This is a genomic window from Caloranaerobacter azorensis DSM 13643 (genome assembly GCF_900129995.1).
GTDB lineage: Bacteria > Bacillota > Clostridia > Tissierellales > Thermohalobacteraceae > Caloranaerobacter > Caloranaerobacter azorensis.
The window spans coordinates 12,184-36,581 of the sequence record NZ_FQXO01000004.1 but is presented as its reverse complement, the minus strand read 5'-3'; the positions used below and the strand labels follow the sequence as shown (position 1 = coordinate 36,581).

General features: G+C 31.0%; 19 protein-coding genes. 15 read left to right on the top strand and 4 right to left on the bottom strand.

The annotated features are described in order from the left end of the window. Nucleotides 1-91 precede the first annotated feature (91 nt). The 6 genes from BUB51_RS00185 (at nucleotide 92) to BUB51_RS00160 (ending at nucleotide 6,703) form a co-directional block, all read left to right on the top strand. The gene (locus BUB51_RS00185; protein WP_073194387.1) at nucleotides 92-1,432 is read left to right on the top strand and encodes an ABC transporter substrate-binding protein; all 1,341 of its coding nucleotides are present in this window, start codon (nucleotides 92-94) and stop codon (nucleotides 1,430-1,432) included. A gap of 109 nt (nucleotides 1,433-1,541) precedes the next feature. Further along, nucleotides 1,542-2,456, top strand: a complete 915-nt coding sequence (gene murB / locus BUB51_RS00180; RefSeq protein WP_073194384.1) for a UDP-N-acetylmuramate dehydrogenase — start codon at nucleotides 1,542-1,544, stop codon at nucleotides 2,454-2,456. A 16-nt stretch (nucleotides 2,457-2,472) separates the two neighbouring features. Continuing rightward, nucleotides 2,473-3,219 (top strand): PHP domain-containing protein, encoded by a 747-nt coding sequence (locus BUB51_RS00175; protein WP_073194381.1) that lies wholly within the window; start codon nucleotides 2,473-2,475, stop codon nucleotides 3,217-3,219. Nucleotides 3,220-3,223: 4 nt separating this feature from the next. Then, the gene (gene rapZ, locus BUB51_RS00170; protein WP_035162913.1) at nucleotides 3,224-4,075 is read left to right on the top strand and encodes an RNase adapter RapZ; all 852 of its coding nucleotides are present in this window, start codon (nucleotides 3,224-3,226) and stop codon (nucleotides 4,073-4,075) included. A gap of 18 nt (nucleotides 4,076-4,093) precedes the next feature. Then, the gene (locus tag BUB51_RS00165) at nucleotides 4,094-5,125 is read left to right on the top strand and encodes a gluconeogenesis factor YvcK family protein (RefSeq protein WP_081943509.1); all 1,032 of its coding nucleotides are present in this window, start codon (nucleotides 4,094-4,096) and stop codon (nucleotides 5,123-5,125) included. 198 nt (nucleotides 5,126-5,323) lie between these two features. Further along, complete coding sequence (locus BUB51_RS00160; protein ID WP_073194378.1) at nucleotides 5,324-6,703, top strand: tryptophanase; 1,380 nt, start codon at nucleotides 5,324-5,326, stop codon at nucleotides 6,701-6,703. A gap of 66 nt (nucleotides 6,704-6,769) precedes the next feature. Here the strand turns inward: BUB51_RS00160 and BUB51_RS00155 are convergent, their stop codons facing one another. The 4 genes from BUB51_RS00155 to BUB51_RS00140 all read right to left on the bottom strand — a co-directional run bounded on the left by BUB51_RS00155 (nucleotide 6,770) and on the right by BUB51_RS00140 (nucleotide 10,173). Further along, nucleotides 6,770-7,864 carry a glycerol dehydrogenase gene (locus BUB51_RS00155; protein WP_035162915.1) on the bottom strand — a complete coding sequence of 365 codons (1,095 nt, stop codon included), beginning with the start codon at nucleotides 7,862-7,864 and terminating at the stop codon, nucleotides 6,770-6,772. An 89-nt stretch (nucleotides 7,865-7,953) separates the two neighbouring features. Beyond that, nucleotides 7,954-8,676, bottom strand: a complete 723-nt coding sequence (locus BUB51_RS00150) for an amino acid ABC transporter ATP-binding protein (protein ID WP_073194376.1) — start codon at nucleotides 8,674-8,676, stop codon at nucleotides 7,954-7,956. Then, nucleotides 8,660-9,319: an amino acid ABC transporter permease gene (locus BUB51_RS00145; RefSeq protein WP_073194373.1), complete on the bottom strand. Its 660-nt coding sequence runs from the start codon at nucleotides 9,317-9,319 to the stop codon at nucleotides 8,660-8,662. Before BUB51_RS00145 ends, BUB51_RS00150 begins: the two co-directional genes overlap by 17 nt. Before the next feature lie 29 nt (nucleotides 9,320-9,348). Beyond that, nucleotides 9,349-10,173, bottom strand: coding sequence for a transporter substrate-binding domain-containing protein (locus BUB51_RS00140; RefSeq protein WP_073194369.1), 825 nt, complete (start codon nucleotides 10,171-10,173; stop codon nucleotides 9,349-9,351). 574 nt (nucleotides 10,174-10,747) lie between these two features. Here BUB51_RS00140 and BUB51_RS00135 point away from each other — a divergent pair. From BUB51_RS00135 to pfkA, 9 genes are all read left to right on the top strand, one after another. Beyond that, on the top strand, nucleotides 10,748-14,176 hold the full coding sequence (locus BUB51_RS00135; RefSeq protein ID WP_073194367.1) for a pyruvate carboxylase: 3,429 nt from the start codon (nucleotides 10,748-10,750) through the stop codon (nucleotides 14,174-14,176). Nucleotides 14,177-14,211: 35 nt separating this feature from the next. Further along, nucleotides 14,212-15,264 (top strand): DmpA family aminopeptidase, encoded by a 1,053-nt coding sequence (locus BUB51_RS00130; RefSeq protein WP_073194364.1) that lies wholly within the window; start codon nucleotides 14,212-14,214, stop codon nucleotides 15,262-15,264. Nucleotides 15,265-15,433: 169 nt separating this feature from the next. Beyond that, the gene (locus BUB51_RS00125) at nucleotides 15,434-15,838 is read left to right on the top strand and encodes an NUDIX hydrolase (RefSeq protein ID WP_035162923.1); all 405 of its coding nucleotides are present in this window, start codon (nucleotides 15,434-15,436) and stop codon (nucleotides 15,836-15,838) included. Nucleotides 15,839-15,866: 28 nt separating this feature from the next. Beyond that, nucleotides 15,867-16,859 (top strand): DNA-binding protein WhiA, encoded by a 993-nt coding sequence (gene whiA / locus BUB51_RS00120; RefSeq protein WP_035162924.1) that lies wholly within the window; start codon nucleotides 15,867-15,869, stop codon nucleotides 16,857-16,859. Next, on the top strand, nucleotides 16,828-17,094 hold the full coding sequence (locus BUB51_RS00115; protein ID WP_035162925.1) for an HPr family phosphocarrier protein: 267 nt from the start codon (nucleotides 16,828-16,830) through the stop codon (nucleotides 17,092-17,094). Before whiA ends, BUB51_RS00115 begins: the two co-directional genes overlap by 32 nt. 190 nt (nucleotides 17,095-17,284) lie before the next feature. After that, complete coding sequence (locus BUB51_RS00110) at nucleotides 17,285-18,343, top strand: HD-GYP domain-containing protein (protein ID WP_073194362.1); 1,059 nt, start codon at nucleotides 17,285-17,287, stop codon at nucleotides 18,341-18,343. An 84-nt stretch (nucleotides 18,344-18,427) separates the two neighbouring features. Then, nucleotides 18,428-19,726 (top strand): DRTGG domain-containing protein, encoded by a 1,299-nt coding sequence (locus BUB51_RS00105; RefSeq protein ID WP_035162927.1) that lies wholly within the window; start codon nucleotides 18,428-18,430, stop codon nucleotides 19,724-19,726. Between the two features lie 39 nt (nucleotides 19,727-19,765). Then, nucleotides 19,766-23,251, top strand: coding sequence for a DNA polymerase III subunit alpha (locus BUB51_RS00100; protein WP_073194359.1), 3,486 nt, complete (start codon nucleotides 19,766-19,768; stop codon nucleotides 23,249-23,251). 179 nt (nucleotides 23,252-23,430) lie between these two features. After that, the gene (pfkA, locus tag BUB51_RS00095; protein WP_035162929.1) at nucleotides 23,431-24,390 is read left to right on the top strand and encodes a 6-phosphofructokinase; all 960 of its coding nucleotides are present in this window, start codon (nucleotides 23,431-23,433) and stop codon (nucleotides 24,388-24,390) included. The last annotated feature ends 8 nt before the right edge of the window (nucleotides 24,391-24,398 follow it).

The window sequence follows — 24,398 nt, the reverse complement described above, 5'->3', positions numbered from 1 at the left end:
GTTTAGCGGCCTTTGGCCGCGTATTTTGTATTTGAAGTTAAAACATATTAAGCACTTCCTAGTAATATTTATAATTAGGAGGTGCAATAGTATGAAAAAAAAGCTAATACAAGCATTTGTGCAAATTATAGTAGTTTTATTGATATTATCTAGCCCTTTATTAATTGTTAATTATAGAAAACAAATAAATGAAAAGAGAATAGAAAAAGAAGAGCCGTGGAAAGGAGTAATAACTCTTTGGGATTTTCCAAGATTAAATGTTAAAACTGGTAGTAGGTACGGATGGATATTAGATAAAATTAAAAAGTTTGAAAGAGAGAATCCTGGTGTTTATATAGAATTTAAACCTATTGATTGGAAGAAAGGTACTACCCAATTAGAAGAAGCTGTAAAAACAGGTAGATATCCAGATATTGCCCCAATAGCAGCCGATTTTAATTATATGAAAAAAGGTATATTAGAGCCTTTAGATAATTATTTTACTAAAGAAGAAAAAAACAAATTCAAATGTCAGGCTTTGAGAGCCGTTACATATAACGGTAAAATGTGGGGAGTACCCTTTATGATGACGACTTATGTTATGTATTTAAATTTAGACCTTTTCATAGAGCGAGGAGTTGAACCGCCGATTGATGGTAATTGGACTTATGAGGAATTTGTTGAAAAAATGAAAATGCTGACATGGGATTCAGATAATGATGGTGAGATAGACCATTATGGATTTACTTCTTTTATTAAACCTAACTATTATAATGTATGGGGGATTATACTAAGTGATGGTGCTGATATAATTGATGAAAATAGCGGCGAGTATGTTTTTTATGGAGACAAGGCACTTAAAGGTTTAAATAAATTGATTGATTTAAAATATAAATACAAAGTAACTCCTGAAGATTTTGGAATATTAAATGAAAATGAAGCGTGGGAAATGTTTTATAAAAAGAAAAATGTAGCGGTATATCCGACTGGTACTTGGGCTTTAAGGGTTTTAGAAAATCTTAAAAATAAAGGAGAAGGTTTTGAGTTTACTGTGGCAAATTATCCTATAGGAGATATGAAATTGCCTGTATCACTTAATAACAGCGTAAGTGCATACGGTATATTTAAACAGGAAGACGAAGCAAAACTTAAGATGTGTGTGAAGTTTTTAAAATATATTACTCAAGAAAAATATCAAAGAGAATTAGAGGATTTAGGAGTATTTCCTGTAAAGACAGGGATAACGGATTTATATATGTATGATAATAAAGTTAAGAGAATAGAAAATTCGTTGTCATATACTAAAATAATTCCAAGACATGAAAAATGGAAAGAAATTGATAGAATTCTTCAAAGCCAAATTAAATCGGCATTGATTGGTGAAAAAAGTAGTAAAGAAGCATTAGATGATGCAAAAAAGCAAATACAGAAATTGTATATAAATGATAATTAACATCATTTTTTGAATTTACAATAGTTGTTTGATAATCATAAAAGGGATATACTTTAACTATACAGGTTGATGACAAAAATATATAATTTTGTATGTAGGAGTGATTTTTTTGAATAAAAAAGAAATTATAGAGATTTTTAAAGAAAAATTTCCAGAATTTAAATTTTTAATAGATGAACCTATGAAGAATCATACTTCATTTAAGATAGGAGGCCCTGCAGATATTTTATTTATACCTAGAAATATTGAGCAAATTTCTAAAGTTCTAACTTTATGCAAAGAATTAGATATAGATTATTTTATAATGGGTAACGGTTCAAATCTGCTTGTAAGCGATAAAGGTATAAGAGGTGTAGTAATTAAGATTTCGGAAAATTTAAGCGATGTCAGAGTTGAGGGTAATAAGATTATAGCACAATCGGGTATTTTATTATCTAAATTATCTAGGATTGCATTAAAACATTCTTTGACTGGATTGGAGTTTGCAAGCGGTATTCCCGGTTCGCTAGGTGGTGCTATAACTATGAATGCAGGAGCTTATGGTGGAGAAATGAAAGATATTGTAACTTTAGTAAGATGTATTGGTGGAAATGGTGAAATTATAGAGTTTACGAATGAACAGATGGAGTTTGGCTATAGAAGTAGTATTATAGATGAACGAGAACTAATAGTTATAGAAGTTGAGATGGAACTTAAAAAAGGAAATTATGAAGATATAAAGAGCTATATGGATGAGCTTACACAGAAAAGGATAACCAAACAGCCTTTAAATCTTCCGAGTGCTGGGAGTACATTTAAAAGACCAAAGGGATATTATGCTGGAAAATTGATAGAAGATGCAGGTTTAAAAGGTTTGAGGTTTGGAGATGCACAAGTTTCTGAAAAGCACAGCGGTTTTATTGTGAATTTAGGTAATGCTACTTGTAATGATGTTTTAAATTTGATTAAAGTTATTCAGAAAACAGTTAGAGATAAATTTGGAGTTGAACTTAAGACAGAGGTTAAGATAATTGGAGAGAAATAATTTGGAGGTTTTGTTTATGAAAATTTTTGCTGATTACCATACACATACAAAATATAGTCATGGGAAAGGTACTATTAGAGAAAATGTAGAGAGTGCGAGGAGAAAAGGCCTTAAGGAGATTGCTATATGCGATCATGGGCCTAGCCATATGGGGTTTGGTGTCAAAATAGATAAATTTAAAAGAATGAGAGAAGAAATAGATAAATTAAATGAAGAATATAAAGATATAAATATTCTTTTAGGTGTTGAATCAAATATAGTAAGTTATAATGGGGAAATTGGTGTAGATGATAAGATAATAGACATGTTAGATATATTGTTAGTTGGTTTCCATTTTGGGGCTAAACCTAAAACTATAAAAGATGTATATAACCTTCATATTATGAATTATATAGGCAAATTTATTCCATCTGTAGCTGAAAAAGCTAGATATATGAATACAATGGCTGTTATAAAAGCTATAAATAACTATGATATTGATATAATAACTCATCCGGGAGCAAAGGTTGATATAGATACTAGAGAGCTTGCAAAAGCAGCAGCAAAAAGGGGTACAGCATTAGAGATAAATGCCAGTCATGGTTATCTTAATATAGAATATATAAAAATTGCGATGAAAGAAAATGTGAAGTTTGCAATCAATAGTGATGCTCATACTCCAGATGATGTTGGGAATGTAGAAAAGGGGATAGAAATGGCTATAAAAGCTGGTCTAAAAGCTGACCAGATAATAAACGTTTCAGATGAAGAAGAAAGGGGATAGAATTATGGAATTTATTATAGTTACTGGTTTATCAGGAGCAGGGAAGAGTCAAGCTATAAAGGTAATGGAGGATATTGGGTTTTATTGTATGGACAACCTTCCGCCAGCATTGTTGCCGAAATTTGCTGACTTATGTTTTCAGTCTAAAAGAACTATTGATAGAGTAGCGGTAGTAGTTGATATAAGAGGTGGTAAGTTTTTCAATGACTTATTTCACAGTTTAGAATTACTTAAAAAACAAGGTTTTAAATATAGAATTATATTTTTAGATGCATCTGATGAAGTTTTAATCAAGAGATTTAAAGAAACGAGAAGACAGCATCCTTTAAGTAAAGATGGAAGAATTATAGATGGTATTAAAGAAGAAAGGAAGGCTCTTAAAGAGGTAAAAGAAAAATCGAATCATATAATTGATACTTCAAAGCTTACTATAGGAATGTTAAAAGAGGAAATTAGGAAAATTTTTCTAGAGGGAAAAGAAGCACAAAACCTAACAATATCGATACTTTCTTTTGGATTTAAACACGGACTTCCTTTAGATGCAGATTTAGTTTTTGATGTGAGATTTTTGCCTAATCCATACTATATAGAAGAACTAAAAGAATATACTGGTAATGATAAGAGTGTAAGGGATTATGTAATGAATTGGGAACAAACTAAAATATTTGTTAATAAACTCATTGATTTAATAGATTTCTTAATACCATATTATATAAAAGAGGGTAAAACACAACTTGTTATTGCAATAGGCTGTACTGGCGGTAGACATAGGTCTGTTACTATCGCAAATGTATTATATGAAACACTTAAAGATAAAGAACATAGAGTAGTAATATCTCATAGAGATTGTAAATAGCATAAGAGGTGTTTAAGTATGAAATCAAATGGGCAAGCAAAGTCGGATTTTAGTATTAAAAGAAAAGCGCTTAATAAGGGGCCTAAAATAGTAGTTATAGGTGGCGGTACAGGTCTTTCGGTGCTTTTGAGAGGATTAAAAAAACATACTACAAATATAACGGCTATTGTTACTGTTGCAGATGATGGTGGGGGTTCTGGTGTTTTAAGGGAAGATTTAGGAATGCTACCGCCGGGAGATATAAGAAACTGTATATTAGCTTTAGCCGATACAGAACCTATAATGGAGAAATTATTGCAGTATAGATTTGAAGATGGTAAGCTTAAGGGACAGAGTTTTGGCAATCTGTTTATTGCTGCTATGAATGGTATTTGTGGTAATTTTGAAATTGCAATAAAAGAAATGAGTAATGTATTAGCTGTAACAGGGAAAGTGTTACCTATGACTTTAGAAGATGTGAAGTTATATGCAAAATTAGAAAATGGTAAAGTTATTGAAGGAGAGTCGAATATTCCGATTGAAAATAGGAAAATAGGCAGTAGAATAGATTATGTCTATATAGAGCCTAAAGAAAGCTATCCACTTAGGGAAGCTATTGAGGCTATTGAAGATGCGGATTGTATCGTTTTAGGTCCTGGTAGTCTTTATACTAGTGTTATTCCTAATTTATTAGTAAATGGTTTGAGTGATGCAATATATAGGTCGGCTGCAATAAAAGTATATGTAGTAAATGTTATGACACAACCGGGAGAAACTGATGGATATGATGTTTTAGATCATGTAAATGCTATATTAAAGCATAGCAAAGATGGATTAATAGATTATGTTATAGCAAATCAAGAAGAAATACCAGATGAAACTTTATTAAAGTATTATAAAGATGGGGCAAAACCTGTTATTATAGATGAACAACAAGAACAGAAATTAAAAGCAAAAGGCATAAATGTAATAAAGGATAATCTGGTAGATATAAAGAAAAATTATATTAGGCATGATGCATTGAGAGTTAGTGAGATATTGATTAGTTTAATATCGGAAAGAAATATTTAGCGGCCGTTGGCCGCATTGTTTTATTCTATGGAGAATTGTTATTTATTATTAAATTGCGGATAATAGATAAGATTTTCCTTAAATTAAATAAAGATTTTGTTTAATTTACTTAAATTTTAAAGGATTATTATATTTTTTTATAGAATATATTAAAGTGTTGTTAACGTATTTTAAAATAATATCAAGGAGGGTAAAATTATGTATGATAAAATGGCAGAACCATATAAAATAAAGATGGTTGAAAGAATAAGACTAATTCCTAGAGAAGAAAGAGAAAGGAAAATTAAGGAAGTAGGGTATAATGTTTTTGGTTTAAGAGGAGAAGATATTTTTATTGATTTACTTACAGACAGTGGTACAGGAGCTATGAGTGATAACCAATGGGCTGGGATTATGCTTGGAGATGAATCTTATGCAGGCAGTAGAAACTTTTATAATTTAGAAAATACCGTTAAAGATATAATTGGTTATAATTATGTAGTTCCTACACATCAAGGTAGAGGTGCGGAAAACGTTTTATTTCAAATTCTTATAAAAAAAGGCCAGTATGTTTTAGGAAATATGCATTTTGATACTACTAAGGCTCATATTGAGTTGAAGGATGGAAGAGCGGTTAACTTAATAATTGAAGATGCTTTTGATACACAAAAAGAACATCCTTTTAAAGGAAACTTCGATATTGAAAAATTAGACAGATTTATCGAAGAAAAGGGAGCAGAAAATTGTGCTTTTATTTTAATAACTGTTACATGTAATAGCGCAGGTGGACAGCCTGTTTCAATGCAGAATATTAAGGAAGTTAGAAAAGTAGCTGACAAATATGGATTGAGAGTGTTTTTTGATGCTGCAAGATTTGCTGAAAATGCTTATTTTATAAAACAGAGAGAAGAAGGATATAAAGATAAGAGTATACCAGAGATTATTAAAGAAATGTTCTCTTACGGCGATGGCTTGACAATGAGTGCTAAAAAAGATGGTATAGTAAATATTGGCGGTATGATAGCAATTAAAGAAGATGAAGAACTATATAACCTAGTTAGACAGATGTTAGTACCGATTGAAGGATTTCCTACTTATGGTGGATTAGCCGGTAGAGACATGGAAGCGTTAGCTAGAGGATTAAGAGAAGTAGTGGATGAGGCTTATTTGAGTGCAAGGATTGGCCAAGTAGAATATCTAGGAAGAAGATTACAAGAAGCAGGAATTCCTATACAAAAGCCTGTAGGCGGACATGCTGTATTTGTTGATGCTAAAAAATTACTACCACACATTCCATATTATCAATTCCCTGCTCAAGCATTATGTGTGGAATTATATAAAGAGGCGGGAGTAAGAGCAGTAGAAATAGGTTCATTCTTACTAGGTAGAGATCCCGATACAGGAGAACAAATAGAATCTCCATTAGAGTTATTAAGACTTACAATTCCTAGAAGAGTATATACAAACAATCATATGGATGTTGTCGCGGAAGCACTTATTAATATAGCTAAAAGAAAAGAACAAATGAGAGGATATGAATTTGAGTATGAGCCTAAAATTTTAAGACACTTTACAGCTAGATTAAAGCCTGTAGAATAATGGGTGAGAGATTTTTTCTCTCTCCGTTATTCTACAGGCCTATCTATTTTTTTAGACTTTTAATTTTTACAGTTTGAATTGTTTTCCTATTGCATCAGCAGTTAGAATTGCTGAATAAACAGTTTCTGGAGTAACTTTAAATGGCATGTTGTGAATAGTTTCTCCTTCAGCACATGAAGCTTTTGCAACTTTCATAATATCATCGTGATTTATTTCTTTTATGCCCATATCTTCTAAAGTAATAGGGAGTCCAACGCTAATGCAGAATTCTATAACTTCTTCAATTTCTTCAATAGGCCTATTTTCTAATACCAGCTGAACAATTGTACCAAATGCAACTTTTTCACCATGGTACAAATGATGACATTCTTTAAGTACTGTAAAACCGTTATGAATAGAGTGAGCTGCTGCTAAACCACCACTTTCGAATCCGATTCCACTTAAATATGTATTTGCTTCTATTATATTTTCTAAAGCTTTTGTAGGAATGTTGTATTCTACTGCAAGTTTAGCTTTATATCCATCTTCTAAAAGGGTTTCATAACAAAGTTTCGCAAGAGCTAATGCAGATTTAGTTGATTGAGCACCTGCCATATTAGTGGCATTAGCTTCTGCGCATGCCCTAGCCTCAAAATATGTTGCTAAAGCATCTCCCATACCTGCAACTAACAATCTTGCAGGGGCTTTTGCAATAATACTTGTATCTACTAAAACTAAATCTGGATTTTTAGGGAGGATGAGATATTCACTAAAAACGCCTTCTTCAGTATATATAACAGATAAAGCACTACAAGGAGCGTCTGTAGATGCTATAGTTGGGACAATAACTACGGGTAGTTTTTTATAATAAGCTACTGCCTTTGCTGTGTCTAGCGTTTTTCCTCCTCCTATACCAACAACTACGTTACAATTGTTTGAACTGCAGACGTCTATCAACCTATTGATTTCCTGTCTTGAACATTCTCCATTAAATTTTTCAAATGTTAAAGCTAAATTACTACCATTGAAACTATCTTCTACTATGTTCTTTGTTATTGACATGATAAACTTGTCAGCAATAATTAAAAACGAATCCCCTAAATTAGAAACATGTTGTTTTATTTTTGATAATTCTCCTTCCCCCTGTATATATTTGCTAGGGGACATAATAATTTTAGTCATACAAATCAGCTCCTTGTTTGTTAATTATTTATTATAGCCTATGATATATTATTGATAAAATTTTGTCAAGGGGATTTATCTTATAGGACTTATAATACTTTTCTTAAAAAGTCTTTTGTTCTTGGATGTTGAGGGTTATTAAATATTTCTTTGGGATGTCCTTGTTCAATAATTTTTCCTTCATCCATAAAAACGACTCTGTTTGCTACTTCTCTTGCAAAACCCATTTCATGGGTAACGATTATCATTGTCATGCCTTCAGATGCTAATTCCTTCATAACATCTAAAACTTCTCCTACCATTTCTGGATCAAGAGCCGAAGTCGGTTCATCAAAAAGAATTACATCAGGTGACATAGCTAATGCCCTAGCAATAGCTATCCTCTGTTTTTGTCCTCCTGAAAGTTGATTAGGATAGCTATATGCTTTATTTTCTAAACCAATTCTACGCAGTAAATCAAAAGCAACTTTTTCTGCTTCTTCTTTATTGACTTTTTTAACCTTTCTTGGTGCTAATGTAATGTTGTCTAAAACAGTCATATGAGGAAAAAGATTAAATTGTTGAAAAACCATACCCATTTTCTGTCTCTGTTTGTTAATATCATTATTTTTATCTGTTATAGAAATTCCTTCAAAAATTATTTCACCTCTTGAGGGCTGTTCAAGGAGATTAAGACATCTTAAGAAAGTACTCTTTCCAGAGCCACTTGGCCCTATAATAACAACTATTTCACCCTTTTTTATATGAATGTCTATTCCCTTAAGCACATGTGTATTTCCAAACTCTTTGTGTAGATTAGATACTCTGATCACCTACTCGCATCCTCCTTTCAGCAAGCCCTAGTAATTTAGAAAGGGTAAATGTAATTATGAAATAAATTAATGCTACTACGATTAAAGGCTCGAATGGTTGAAAAGTATTACCTCTTACTGTATCTGCATTATACATAAGTTCATGTATACCTATTATAGATACAATAGAAGATTCTTTTATAACGACTATAAATTCATTACCTAATGCAGGTAGAATATTTTTAAATGCCTGTGGGATTATTATATATTTCATTGTCATATTATGAGTCATTCCTAGAGACTTTGCTGCTTCCATTTGTCCTTTATCTACGGCTTGTATTCCTGCACGGATTATTTCAGCTACATAGGCAGCGCTGTTTATAGATAGAGCTATAATGCCCGCCAAAAAATCTGGTAAATCTATTCCTATATTAGGAAGTCCGTAATAGATAATATACAATTGTACTAACAGAGGCGTTCCCCTTATAAATTCTATATAAGATGTAGATATTATATTTAAAATACGATTTTTAGATATTTTCATTAATGCTAGAAAAATACCAAGTATAACACCAAGACATACTGAAAAAATAGCTAGTAGAATTGTATTTTTAAGTCCATAGATAAAAAACATATAATATTTAGCTAAAAATGAGAAATCCAATATGTCCTACCTCCTAATGTTTAGCAAGATTACTTGTTTTCAGCTAGTTCAGTTGCTTCTATAATAAATTTTTCTATACTCTTATCATTTATCAATCTATCAAGAGTATTATTTATTGCTTCTAAAAGATCGGTATTTCCTTTTTTTACAGCTACAGCAAATCCATCATCTTCAGCCTTAATTTTTATATCTAATAATTTTAAATCCTTATTTTTGCTTATATATGCTTTTCCAACTGATTCTTCCACAATCAGTGCATCAATTTTATTATTTTTTAGCTGTAGTATAAGGTCAGATACCTTACCAATAGCTTTAATTTTTGAGCCAGTAATCTGTTTTTTAGCTATTTTTTCTTGAATAGAACCTTTTTGAACGCCTATTATTTTATCTTTCAAATCTTCTAATGATTTAATTTTGTCTTTGTCTTCTGCCCTAACTATGATGCCTTGAACGGTTGTATAGTAAACTTTTGAAAAGTCAACTTTCTTTTTTCTTTCTTCTGTTGGATTCATACCGGCTATAACGAAATCGATTTTTCCGGCTTGTAAAGCTGCTAATAGTCCATCAAAATTCATGTCTTTGATTTCTAGTTTTACTCCGATATCTTTTGCAATTTCTTTTGCTATGGAAATATCGAAACCTACAATTTCATCTTTGTTATTTATTTCTTTGTGAAATTCATATGGTGGAAAATCAGCGCTTGTTCCAATTATTATTTTGCCGGTTTTCTTAATTGAAGTAAGTTTTGATTCTTTTTTTTCTAGTTCAGTTTTTTGTGAACATCCGGATAATGATAGAATTATAGGGATTATAAGTAGAATTGCTATTAGTTTAGCTATGTTTTTTTTAAGCATTGAGTATCTCCTCCTTTATTTTATTTACATAGCATTATACAATGATATGTATATATTTGCAATATTTTTTTTAAATATGAAAAATGTTTTTGAAAAAAAGTTACTAGTTTCAGAAAAAACAGAAAATTAATTTTGATTATATGGACTGCATATTAGTAAAATACTAATATGCGTTATTAAAAACTATTTTGTTTTTTAAAAATAATAAAAATTTTTTATGCATTAATATTAATAGATGTATAAATATACATTTATAAATTGCGAAATTTTGCTATATTTAGGGGAATAGCAATTTTTGATTTTGTATATAGAAAACGAATATTACAGTATCTTACATTTAATCACATTAATTGTATATTGACATTTTATAAATATTATGGTATTTTTGTCTGAAAGACTTTTAACTTGTTTTTGTGAGAAATTATACCTTCTTGCTCATATGCAGAAGGTTTTTTGTATAATTAATTTAACCTTGTGAGATAATTCCTTATAATTCATATGAATCTATATGCTTTGTTTATATCAGGATAAATACACAGAAAATTTAGAATTATTTTGAAAGTGGGTGAGCCTATTGAAAAAATTTAAAAAGATATTAGTTGCTAATAGAGGTGAAATTGCTATAAGGATTTTCAGAGCTTGTAATGAATTGGGAATTAGAACTGTAGCTGTTTATTCTAATGAAGATAAGTGTTCTCTTTTTAGAACTAAAGCAGATGAGTCCTATTTGATAGGCAAAAATAAAGGGCCTATAGAAGCGTATTTAAGTATTGATGAAATAATAAATCTTGCATTAAAGAAAGGTGTAGATGCAATACATCCTGGATACGGATTTTTATCAGAAAATCCGGAATTTGCAAAGAAATGTGAGGAAGCAGGAATAGAATTTATCGGGCCAACTCATATTATGATGGAACAGTTAGGAGATAAGATAAAATCAAAATTAGTAGCAAAGAGCGTTGGTGTACCTGTTATACCTGGAATTGAAAAACCTATTAGTTCTGAAGAAGAAGCTATAAAATTTGCAAGATACTGTGGCTATCCAATTATCTTGAAGGCTGCTGCTGGTGGCGGTGGAAGAGGTATGAGGATAGTGAGAAATGAAGAAGATTTAATAAAAGAGTTTCATAGTGCAAAAAATGAGGCTAAAAAAGCCTTTGGAATAGATGATATATTTATAGAAAAATATCTCGAAAAGCCTAAACATATCGAAGTACAAATTTTAGGAGACAAATATGGAAATATTGTGCATTTGTATGAAAGAGATTGTTCTATACAGAGGAGACACCAGAAGCTTATTGAATTTACTCCTGCTTTTTCTCTTTCAAAAGAAAAAAGGGAGGCTATCTGTAATGATGCTTTAAAAATAGCTAGAGCGGTAAATTACAGGAGTGCTGGAACAGTAGAATTTCTGGTAGACATGTATGGAAATCATTATTTTATAGAAATGAATCCAAGAATTCAAGTTGAGCATACTGTAACAGAAATGATTACAGGTATAGATATTGTTCAAAGTCAAATTCTGATAGCCGAAGGATATCCATTAAATTCACCGGAAATAGGTATTTATTCTCAAAGTGATGTAGATATTAGAGGATATTCTATCCAATGCAGGATAACAACTGAAGACCCTTCAAATAACTTTGCTCCAGATACAGGTAGAATTGACGTATATAGAACGGGATCGGGATTTGGTATAAGGCTTGATGGAGGAAATGGGTTTACAGGTTCGATTATAAGTCCTTATTACGATAGCCTTTTAGTAAAAACTACTTCTTGGTCTAGAACTTTTGAGGATGCTGTAAGAAAGGCTATTCGTTCCATAAAAGAACTTAAAATCAGTGGAGTTAAAACTAATGCCGCCTTTTTAATAAATGTATTAAATCATGAGACTTTCTTAAAGGGCGAGTGTGATACTAATTTTGTTGCTGACAATCCAGAATTATTTGATATAGTTCCAAAAGCCGATGAAGAACTTAGAGTTCTTAAATTTATTGGTGAAAAAGTAGTAAATGAGACTAAAGGGAATAAAAGGGAGTTTGATGTACCAATAGTACCTAAAGTAAAGATACCACAAAATTTAAACGGTACTAAACAATTATTAGATGAAAAAGGGCCTGAAGGAGTTGTAAAATGGATTAAAGAGCAGCAAAAATTATTATTAACGGATACCACTATGAGAGATGCGCATCAATCACTAATGGCTACGAGAATGAGGACTAGAGATATGCTGAAAATTGCAAAGGCTACATCTGTTTTGGCTAAAGATTTGTTTTCCCTGGAAATATGGGGAGGGGCTACTTTTGATGTCGCATATAGATTTTTAAAAGAGTCTCCGTGGATTAGATTAGAAGAATTGAGAAAGAGAATACCTAATATTTTATTCCAAATGCTACTAAGAGGAGCTAATGGAGTGGGGTATAAAAACTATCCGGATAATGTTATAAGAGAATTTATAAAAGAATCTGCAGCTAGTGGAATAGATGTGTTTAGAATATTTGATTCATTAAACTGGTTAAAGGGAATGGAAATAGCTGTAGATGAAGTGCTGAAAAATGGGAAAATAGCAGAAGTTTGTATGTGTTATACAGGAGATATTTTAGATGATAGAAGGGATAAATATACTTTAAAATATTATATAAATATGGCAAAAGAGATTGAAAAAATGGGAGCCCATATACTTGGTATAAAAGATATGTCTGCTTTATTAAAACCTTATGCTGCTTTTAAACTTATTAAAGCACTAAAAGAAGAAATATCGATACCGATACACCTTCATACCCATGATACTAGCGGAAATGGAGTTGCAACGGTTTTAATGGCAGCAGAAGCTGGAGTCGATATTGTAGATACTGCTTTTAACAGTATGTCAGGACTAACGAGTCAACCGGCTTTAAATTCTGTAGTGGCAGCTTTAGAGAATACCTATAGAGATACGGGAATAAATCTCGATGATATTCAGAAAATCTCTGATTATTGGAGTGCAGTAAGACCTGTTTATAGCCAATTTGAATCGGATTTAAAATCTGGCACAACAGAAATTTATAAATATGAAATACCCGGAGGACAGTATTCAAATCTAAAACCTCAAGTTGAAAGTTTTGGGTTAGGGCATAGATTTAATGAAGTTAAGGAAATGTATAAAAAAGTGAATGAAATGTTAGGAGATATTGTAAAAGTTACTCCATCTTCTAAAGTGGTAGGAGATATGGCAATATTTATGGTAAAGAATAATTTAACTCCTGAAAATATATACGAAAAAGCTAAAGACATGGCTTTTCCTGATTCAGTAGTAGCTTATTTTAAGGGAATGATAGGGCAACCAATGGGAGGTTTTTCTAAAAAGCTTCAACAGTTAGTTTTAAAAGGCGAAGAACCTATTACTTGTAGGCCCGGTGAATTATTAGAGCCCGAGGATTTTGAAAAAATAGAGAAATATTTAAAAGAAAAATTTAATATAGAACCTACTAAAAGAGATTTGTTAAGTTATGCACTGTATCCTAAAGTATTTGAAGATTATCTAAAATATATTGAGGAATACGGGGACTTGAGCCGAATGGGCAGTGATGTTTTTTTCCACGGATTATATGAGGGTGAGACTTGTGAAATAGAGATTGCTGAAGGTAAAGTTTTAGTTGTAAAACTTTTGGAGATAGGTAGATTAGATAATGAAGGAAATAGGACTGTTGTATTTGAAGTAAATGGCAACAGAAGAGAAATAAAGATACATGATAAGGCTAGTAATATTAGGAATCAAACTAACTTTACTAAAATGGCAGATCCTTCAAATAAATTAGAGATAGGAGCTAGTATTCCGGGAACTGTAGTAAAGGTGCTTGTAAATGAAGGGGACGAAGTTAAAGAAAATCAAACTCTGATAGTAATAGAAGCTATGAAGATGGAAACAAATATTAAATCTCCTTTATCTGGTATAGTAGAATTAATAACTGTGGAAAAAGGACAACAGGTTAAGACTGGAGAACTATTAATTAAATTGAAATAGAGTTATGAAGATTATATAGAGGGGAGTGGAGATTTTTGAAAGGGCAGAAGAGAATAAGGGACTATTGTGTTATTATAGGAGAATTAAAACCCGGTGAAAAGAATGCTATAACGGATGTAAAAGGTGTAAAAGTAGGACATGTTACTTTAAATAATGGGTCTGTTAAAACTGGTGTTACGGCGATTTTGCCACATGAGGGGAATATATTTAAAGATAAAGTGATTGCATCAAGTCATGTAATAAACGGGTTTGGTAAAACTATAGGTACTATTCAAATCGAGGAGCTTGGAACTATTGAAACTCCTATAATTTTAACAAATACTCTTAGTGTTGGTTTGGCAACTGATGCTTTAATTGAGTATATGCTAAAAGAAAATGAAGATATAGGATTTACAACAGGAACAGTAAATCCTGTAGTTTGTGAGTGCAATGATGGATATCTTAATGACATTAGAGGGAGATATGTGAAGAAAGAACATGTATTTGAAGCTATACAGAATGCAGATGTTGAATTTGAAGAAGGGGCTGTAGGAGCTGGAGCTGGAATGTCATGTTATGGATTAAAAGGAGGAATAGGTTCATCCTCGAGACAAATTGAATTGGATAATAGAACATATACAGTTGGAATACTCGTCTTATCTAATTTTGGCAGAAAAGAAGATTTAACTATAAATGGTATTAGAATTGGTAAGATGATTAGTGAAAAAAATAAAGTTAAATGTAATGAGAGTGATAAAGGCTCTATAATAGTCATTTTAGCGACAGATATACCGATGACTTCGAGACAGCTTAAAAGGATTTCAAGAAGAGCTGTCATAGGCCTTAACAGAACCGGTTCATATATGGGAAATGGAAGTGGAGAGATAGTAATAGGCTTTACTACATCGAATAGAATCAGTCATTATGAAAAAGAGGCTACGACTAATATAAAAATGTTTAATGAAAATAAGATAGATGTAGTATTTAGAGCTGTGGCAGAAGCTACAGAAGAAGCTATTTTAAATTCTCTAATTTGTGCTGATACTACTGAAGGCAGAGATGGTCATATAAGATACTCGTTAAAAGAATATATTGGTTTAATATTATAGATAGTTATCGTTTAATGAGTATTTTAGGACAAATAATGGATTAGAAAAAACATTTAATAACCAGAATGCTTTATTAAAAGTATAATTGAAAGGATTATATTATGTGTTATAATAATATTAAACATTATTTATCTTCTATTTTCTGTTTTTTGCTAGGAGAGTGGCATAAATGAGAGAAGAGATTAGCGCTGGTGGCGTAGTCTATTTTGGAAATGCTATTTTGTTACTTCGAAAATATAATGGTGATTGGGTACTGCCTAAAGGAAAAGTAAAAAATAATGAGAAGCTCAAAGAAGCAGCTACTAGGGAAGTGTTTGAAGAAGGCGGTGTTAAAGCAGAAATAATAAAATATTTAGGCAAAATAAATTATACATTTAGACATATAAATGAAAGTGAAGAAATGGTTAATAAAACAGTACATTGGTTTTTAATGTCTGCAAAAAATATGGATTGTATACCCTTAAAAAAAGAGGGATTTATAGATGCAAGGTTTGTTCATATAAATAGAGCTACAGAACTTGCTAAATATGATGATGAGAGAAAGATTATTGTCAAAGCGATAAAGGAAATGTAATATTGATTAATATAGGAGTAGATGTAAAATGTCATTCTCATCTAAAACTAAAAATGAATTATCTAGATTAGAAATAGATAATGAATGTTGCCTTATATCAGAATTGGCAGCTTTAATACGTATGAGTGGTTCTATACAAATGATGGGTTTGGGAAAAGTAAATATTAAATTCTCAACAGAAAATGCAGCTATAGCTAGAAGAATTTTTACTTTATTAAAAAAATTATATAACGTTCAGTCTGAAGTCATGGTTAGAAAAAATAGGCAGTTAAAGAAAAATAATAGCTATCTGATGATTGTAAATAATGTAGATGAGGCAAAGCGAATATTAGAGGATACAGGTATTTTTAAAAAGGATAGTGCTAACTATTTTGAAATAAATTATGGTATACCAGATAGATTAGTGAAAAATAGATGTTGTAAAAGAGCATATATTCGAGGTGCCTTTTTAGGAGGAGGTTCTTTAAGTGATCCTGAAAAGACGTATCACTTAGAATTTGTTACTAACAGTGCTAAACATAGTGAAGATTTATGCAAATTAATAAATTCTTTTGGTTTAAATTCAAAAATTGTAACTAGAAAAGATAATTTTGTGGTATATATAAAAGAGGGAGAACAAATAGTTGATTTACTAAATATAATAGGTGCACATACTGCATTATTAAAATTGGAAAATATCAGAATCCTTAAAGATGTTAGGAATAATATAAATAGAATAGTTAATTGTGAAACTGCTAATTTAAGTAAGACAATTAATGCAGCACTGAGACAGATAAAAAATATAGAATACATAGAGAGAACTATTGGTATTGATAAATTACCAGAGAATTTGATAGATATTGCAAGATTAAGATTGATTAACAGAGAAGCAAGCCTTAAAGAATTAGGGCAAATGCTAGATCCTCCTATAGGTAAATCTGGTGTAAACCATAGACTAAGAAAAATAGAACAAATAGCAGAAGAAATAAAAAAAGAGAGGGGGGAATTAGATGGAAAAAAGAACAATTACAATAAAAAATAAAACAGGACTACATGCTAGACCAGCGGCACTATTTGTGCAAACAGCTGGTAAGTTTTTAAGTGAAATTACTGTAAAAAAAGATGATAAGGAAGTTAATGCAAAGAGTATAATGGGAATCATGGCTTTGGGAGTATCTCAAGGCGATGAAGTTACTATAATAGCTAGAGGTGAAGATGAGAAAGAAGCTGTAGAGGCTTTAGTAGACTTATTAGAGAATAAGTTGAATGAAGAGTAGGAAATACCTACTCTTTTTTTGTTGCTCGTTTATATATTGAGTAGTAATTATATTTTCTATATGAAATTGCTTAATGGGAATATAGTACTATTTTATGTATAAATCAAATGATTTTTTGATATAATTTAGACAATAAGGAAGATTTAGTTTATAATATTATTAACAATCATTATGAAAAGGTTGGGTAAACATGAAATTAATAGCAGTAGAGAATTTGACACAGGGAATGAGAGTAGCGAAGCCTGTATATAAATCGAATGGTAGCGTTTTACTGAGTGAAGGAATGGTAATTAAAGATATATATATACAAAAACTAAAGGCCCTAAACATAAAGCAGATATACGTTTATGACGATGAAGATAATCAAAACATAATAAAAAGAGATACTAGAGATAAGGCTAAAGATTTGGTAAAGAATGTAATAAATGAATTAAATGTTTCGAGTGAAGTACATATTGATGAAATCATTATTATAGTGAATCAGATTATAGAAGAAATGCTTTCTAAAGATGAACTTTTTATAAGATTAGAAGAAATTAGAGCGGTAGACGAATATACTTTTGGACATTCTGTTAATGTATCTGTTTTATCAATTATTACTGGTGCATGTTTGGGGTACACAAAAGAAAAATTAAAAGAATTAGGCATTGGAGCAATGCTTCATGATATAGGAAAAGTTAGAGTACCTAATAGTATATTAAATAAGCCGGATAAACTTACAAAACAGGAGTTCCATGAAATTAAAAAACATACAATTTATGGTTATGAGATACTTAAAACTATAAAGGACATAAGTGAAACGAGTAGACTTATAGCTTTATATCATCATGAAAGAGTTGATGGTCAAGGATATCCTTTAAGTATAAGAGGAGATGAAATACACGAATTTGCAAAAATTGTATCGATAGCAGATGTATATGATGCTTTAACTTCTGATAGGGTTTATAAAAAGAGGATAAAAAATTATCAGGCTGTTGAATATTTGTTGTCGATGAGAGGACATCAGTTTGACTATAATATTACAAAAATATTTATTAACAATATAGCTTTATATTCTATTGGAGAAGGTGTGATTTTAAATACTGGTGAGAAAGGAGTTGTAATAAAGGTTAATAGAGATTTTCCAACAAGACCTGTTATAAGGATTTTATATGACAGTAAAGGTGATAGACTGGCTAAACCAACAGATGTTGATTTGATGTTTGAAAATTCAAAAGTAATAATAGATACTGTTGATGATATAGAATAATGTTTTTTGGTATAATTAAGATAGTGATTTATCACTATCTTTTTTTCTATCCAATTTCTGCCCCCTTTAAGGAGTGTTGATTAGATGACTAAACATGAAAAAATAATTAAATATATAGAGGAATTAGAAGTTGGCTCAAAAATTTCAGTAAGAAGTATTGCACAGCAGTTAGATGTTAGTGAGGGTACAGCTTATAGAGCTATAAAAGAAGCAGAGAGTAGAGAAATTGTTAAAACGATGCCGAGAGTAGGAACTGTTAGAATAAAAAAAGTTGAAAAAGGTAATATTGAGAAATTGTCATTTGCCGAGGTCGTTAATATAGTAGAAGGTTCTATACTTGGGGGACATGAAGGAATTCATAAAATGTTAAATAAATTTATAATAGGAGCTATGACTATAAAGGAAATGGAAAAGTATTTACAGCCCGGCAGCCTAGTTATAGTTGGAGATAGAGAAGAAGTTTATGAGAAAGCGTTAGACAAAGGTTGTGCAATATTGATAACAGGGGGATTTGGATGCAGTGAACATATAAAGGAGAAAGCGAATATAAAAAAACTTCCTATAATCACAACAGCTTATGATACTTTTACGATAGCTACTATAATAAATAAGGCTATATATGAGAGAAAAATAAAGAAAGATATCTTATTAGTAGAAAATATAATGGATAAAAATCCCCCATATATGTTTGAATATCAAAGTATTGGTGAATGGAAACAAAATGTAATTGCACGTAAGTTGAGCAGTTTTACAATTGTTGATAAAGATATGAATGTAGTTGGAATAGTTACTCCTAAAGATGTTACATGGATTGAAGACAAAGTACTTTTAAAAGATGTAATGACTAAAGAGCCAATTACCTTACCAAGAACGACTTCTGTTGCCTATGTTTCTCATATAATGACTTGGGAAAACATAGAAATAATTCCGATAGTAGATGGCAAAAAATTAATAGGAGTTGTAAATAGACAAGATGTAATTAGAGCTTTAAGGTATATGAAAAGCCAGCCGCATATAGGTGAAACTGTAGAAGATATGATTATCGATAATTTTAATCTGGAAATAATGAGCAATGGATTGAGATTTAAAGGAGAGGTTATTCCTCTTATGTTAAATCAGTTAGGTGCTGCAAGCTGCGGTACGATGGCTATGATTATGGCAGCAGCAGGGTCTATTACCCTCAAAGAAAAAAAACATCATGATGTATTTACGGATAGTTTTATGGTATACTTTATAAAGCCTTTACAAGTTGACAATAAAATTGAAATAGTTACAGATATAATAGATATGGGGCGGAACTTTTGTAAGGTTGATATAGAAATATTACACAACAAAGATGTAGTGGCTAAGGCAATGATGTCGGCAAAAATTTTAAAAAGATAAGTTTAAAGCCCAATATTTTACATATGAGGATGTGTTAATATGGAAAATGCAAAAAAATTTGTACATTTACATGTCCATACTGAATATAGCCTATTAGATGGAGCTGCTAGAATTAGTAAACTCATGGATAGAGTTAAGGAATTAGGGATGGATAGCATAGCTATTACTGATCATGGTTCCATGTTTGGGGTTGTAGAGTTCTATAAAGCTGCATTAAAAAATGGAATAAAGCCAATTATTGGTTGTGAGGTGTATATTTCAAGAGGTAAATATACAGAAAAAGACCCAAATAGAGATAAGTTCCAATATCATTTAGTATTACTTGCCGAAAATAACGAGGGATATTCTAATTTAATTAAAATAGTTTCAGAAGGCTATATAAATGGATATTATTATAAGCCGAGAGTAGATTCAACTGTTTTAAGCAGATATAGTAAAGGCATAATAGCTTTGAGTGCTTGTCTTGGGGGAGAAATTCAGTATCATATACTTAATAATAATTACAAAAAAGCTAAAGAAGTAGCAATTAAATATAGAGAAATATTTGGTGAGAATAATTTTTATTTAGAACTTCAAGACCACGGGATGAAAGATCAGAAATATGTAAATAATGAGCTAATCAGATTGAGTAGAGAAACTGGTATACAACTTGTTGCTACTAACGATGTTCATTATATTAATCGAAATGATGCTAAAGTGCATGACATTCTTTTGTGTATCCAAACTGGCAAAACAATTAACGATAAGGATAGAATGAAATTTCCAACTTCTGAATTTTATTTAAAATCACCTGAAGAGATGTCAAGTTTATTTCCAAACATACCTGAAGCAATTGAAAATACAGTAAAAATAGCTCAAAGATGTAATGTAGAGTTTGATTTTAATACTTTACATTTACCTAAATATGATGTACCTGAAGGATATACAAATTCACAATACTTGAGAAAATTATGTTATGAAGGACTTAAGAAAAGGTATAAAGTAATTACAGATGAGATAAGAGAAAGGCTTGATTATGAAATTAATATTATAGAAAGTATGGGCTATGTTGATTATTTCTTGATAGTATGGGATTTTATTAAGTTTGCAAAAGATAATGGAATAATGGTGGGTCCTGGAAGAGGGTCGGCAGCAGGGAGTCTAGTTTCTTATACTTTAGGAATTATCGATATAGATCCTCTTAAATACGGTTTAATCTTCGAGAGATTTTTAAATCCTGAAAGGGTTACTATGCCTGATATAGATATAGATTTTTGTTATGAAAGAAGAGAAGAAGTTATAAATTATGTTATAAATAAATATGGAAAGGATAGGGTAGCGCAGATAGTAACTTTTGGTACTATGGCAGCAAGAGGTGCTATTAGGGATGTTGGTAGAGCTTTAGATATGCCCTATGGAGATGTAGACTATATAGCGAAACAGATACCTATGGAATTAGGAATAACTATTGATAAGGCATTAGAGACTAATAACAAACTATTTAATTTATATCAAGAAGATGAAAAAGTAAGAGAATTAATCGATTTGGCAAGGGCTGTCGAAGGAATGCCGAGACATACCTCAATACATGCTGCGGGAGTAGTTATTTCAAAAGAGCCTATAACAGAATATGTCCCTTTATCAAAGAATAATGATTCAATAACTACTCAATTTACTATGACTGAACTCGAGGAATTAGGATTACTAAAAATGGATTTTTTAGGGCTTAGGACGCTTACGGTAATTAGAAATGCTATTGAGCTAATTAAACAAAATTATGGAGTTGAAGTGGATTTTTCTAATTCTAATTACGATGATAAAAAAGTATATGAAATGTTTAGTAGAGGTGAAACGCTAGGAGTATTTCAATTTGAAAGTTCTGGAATGAGGCAATTTCTCAAAGAATTAAAACCTACATCGTTTGAAAATATAATAGCGGCAAATTCATTATTTAGACCGGGTCCAATGAAGCAAATACCGAAATATATTGAAAATAAGAATAATCCTAGCAAGATAGAATATGCCCATCCGAAACTTGAGCCAATATTAGGAGTAACTTATGGTTGTATGGTTTACCAAGAACAAGTAATGCAGATAGTTAGAGATATTGGTGGTTTCAGCATGGGGCGTTCAGACCTAGTTAGAAGAGCTATGGGTAAAAAGAAAATGGAAGTAATGGAGAGGGAAAGACAACATTTTATATATGGTAAGTTAAATGAAAATGGAGAGGTTGAGATTCCCGGTGCAATAAGAAATGGTGTAGACGAAGAAACAGCGAATAAGATATATGATGAAATGATAGACTTTGCAAAGTATGCATTTAATAAATCGCATTCTGCTGCTTATGCTGTTTTAGCATATCAAACGGCATGGCTTAAATGTTATTATCCAGTTGAGTTTATGGCTGCATTAATATCTAGCGTTATGGGAAATACGAATTCGGTTTCATTGTATATACAAGAATGTAAAAGACTTGGTATTAAGATTTTGCCGCCAGATGTAAATGAAAGCTATAGTAATTTTACGGTTAACGAAGGGAAGATAAGATTTGGATTAGCGGCTGTAAAAAATGTAGGGATACCTGCTATTGAAGCTATTGTTAGAGCGAGGGAGACAGGTGGTAAATTTAAAAGTTTTACAGATTTTTGTAAGAGAGTAGATTTAAATCATGTTAATAAGAGAACCGTAGAAAGTTTAATAAAATGTGGGGCATTCGATTCGTTAGGAGTAAAGAGAGCTCAACTTTTAGCAGTATACGAGAGAATTATAGAAAGTATACATCAAGATAAGAAGAGAAATATAGAGGGACAATTTTCATTGTTTGAATCTATTTCTAATTCTGATAAAGAGATTTATACAGATGATTTACCAGATATAGAAGAATTTCCTGATAAAGTTCTTCTATCTATGGAAAAGGAAATGCTTGGCATATATTTAAGTGGACATCCATTAGCATCTTATGAAAAAGAATTAAAAAGGATTTCAAATATAACTACAAGTGAAATATATGAATCATTAGAAGAAACTGAAAATGAAAATGAGAATTTTGAATTCTTGGATGGTAAGGAAGTTGTCATTGGAGGAGTTATTACAAGTAAGAGAAATAAAATTACTAAAAATAACAATATTATGGCTTTTGCAACTCTTGAAGATTTATATGGTTCTATAGAGTTAATAATTTTTCCTACTACTTATGAAATATATTCAAATTATATAAACGAGGATAGTTTGGTAATAGTGAGAGGTAGATTAAGCATACATGAAGAGGAAGAACCTAAAATTATTTGTGATAGTTTTAGTCCTCTTGCTAAAATAAATAGAGAAAGATTGTATTTAAAAGTGTCTAAAAATAAGTCGTTAAGTGTACTAAATGAAATCAAAAATATACTTTCAAATTATACAGGGAATGTTCCCGTATATGTATATTTAGAGAATAAGAATAAAACAATAATGGCAGAGAGAGATTATTGGGTAGATGTAACAAATGATAAATTGATAGATAATTTGAAAAAACTATTAGGGCAGGATTGTGTTAAAGTTTGTTAGAATATATGTTATAATAAATATATTGGTTTTATTTGGCGTATTAATTTTTAGAAAATATATTGAAATATGTAATTGGTTAGGGTAGAATAAAAAATTGTAATATTATACAAAAAAATATTTTTTATAATATATGGGACATTTTATGACCATGATGGTAGAAAAGTGAGGAGGTAATAGAAATGAAAACTATAGGCGTTTTAACAAGTGGCGGAGATGCTCCTGGTATGAATGCTGCCGTTAGAGCAGTTGTGAGAACAGCAATATATAATGGACTTAAGGTAATGGGAGTAAAGCAAGGATATAATGGGCTTATTAGCGGTAATATTGAGGAGATGAACTTATCATCCGTAGCAGACATTATACATAGAGGTGGAACTATATTAAGAACAGCAAGATGTGAAGAATTTAAGACTGAAGAAGGTAGAAAGAAAGCACTTACAGTTTTAAAAGTTTTCGGGATTGAAGGTTTAGTAGTTATAGGTGGAGATGGTTCATTCCAGGGAGCGAAAAAATTAAGTGAGCTAGGTATTCCTACAATTGGTATTCCGGGTACTATAGACAATGATTTAGGTTATACTGATTATACAATAGGTTTTGATACAGCTGTTAATACAGTTTTAGATGCTATTAGTAAAATAAGAGATACATCAACTTCTCACGGTAGAGCAGTAATAGTAGAGGTTATGGGTAGACATTGTGGAGACATAGCTTTATATTCAGGACTTGCCGGAGGAGCAGAAAGTGTAATTGTACCTGAAGAAGGTTTTAATATAGATGACGTATGTAAGAGATTAATTCAAGGAAGGAATAGAGGTAAACTACACAGTATAATTATATTAGCAGAAGGTGTAGGTAAGGCTTATGAATTAGGTCAAGAGATTCAGGAAAAAACGGGTATAGAAACTAGAGTTACTGTATTAGGACATATTCAAAGAGGAGGAAGTCCAACAGCTTTCGATAGGATTTTAGCAAGTAAAATGGGAGCTAAAGCTGTAGAATTATTATTAGAAGGTAAATCAGCTAGAGTGATAGGCGTTAAGGGAAATGAGTTATTTGATATGGATATTGATGAAGCACTTTCATTAGAAAAAGATTTTGATAAAGGTATGTATAATTTAACTAAGATACTTTCAATATAATGACAGGA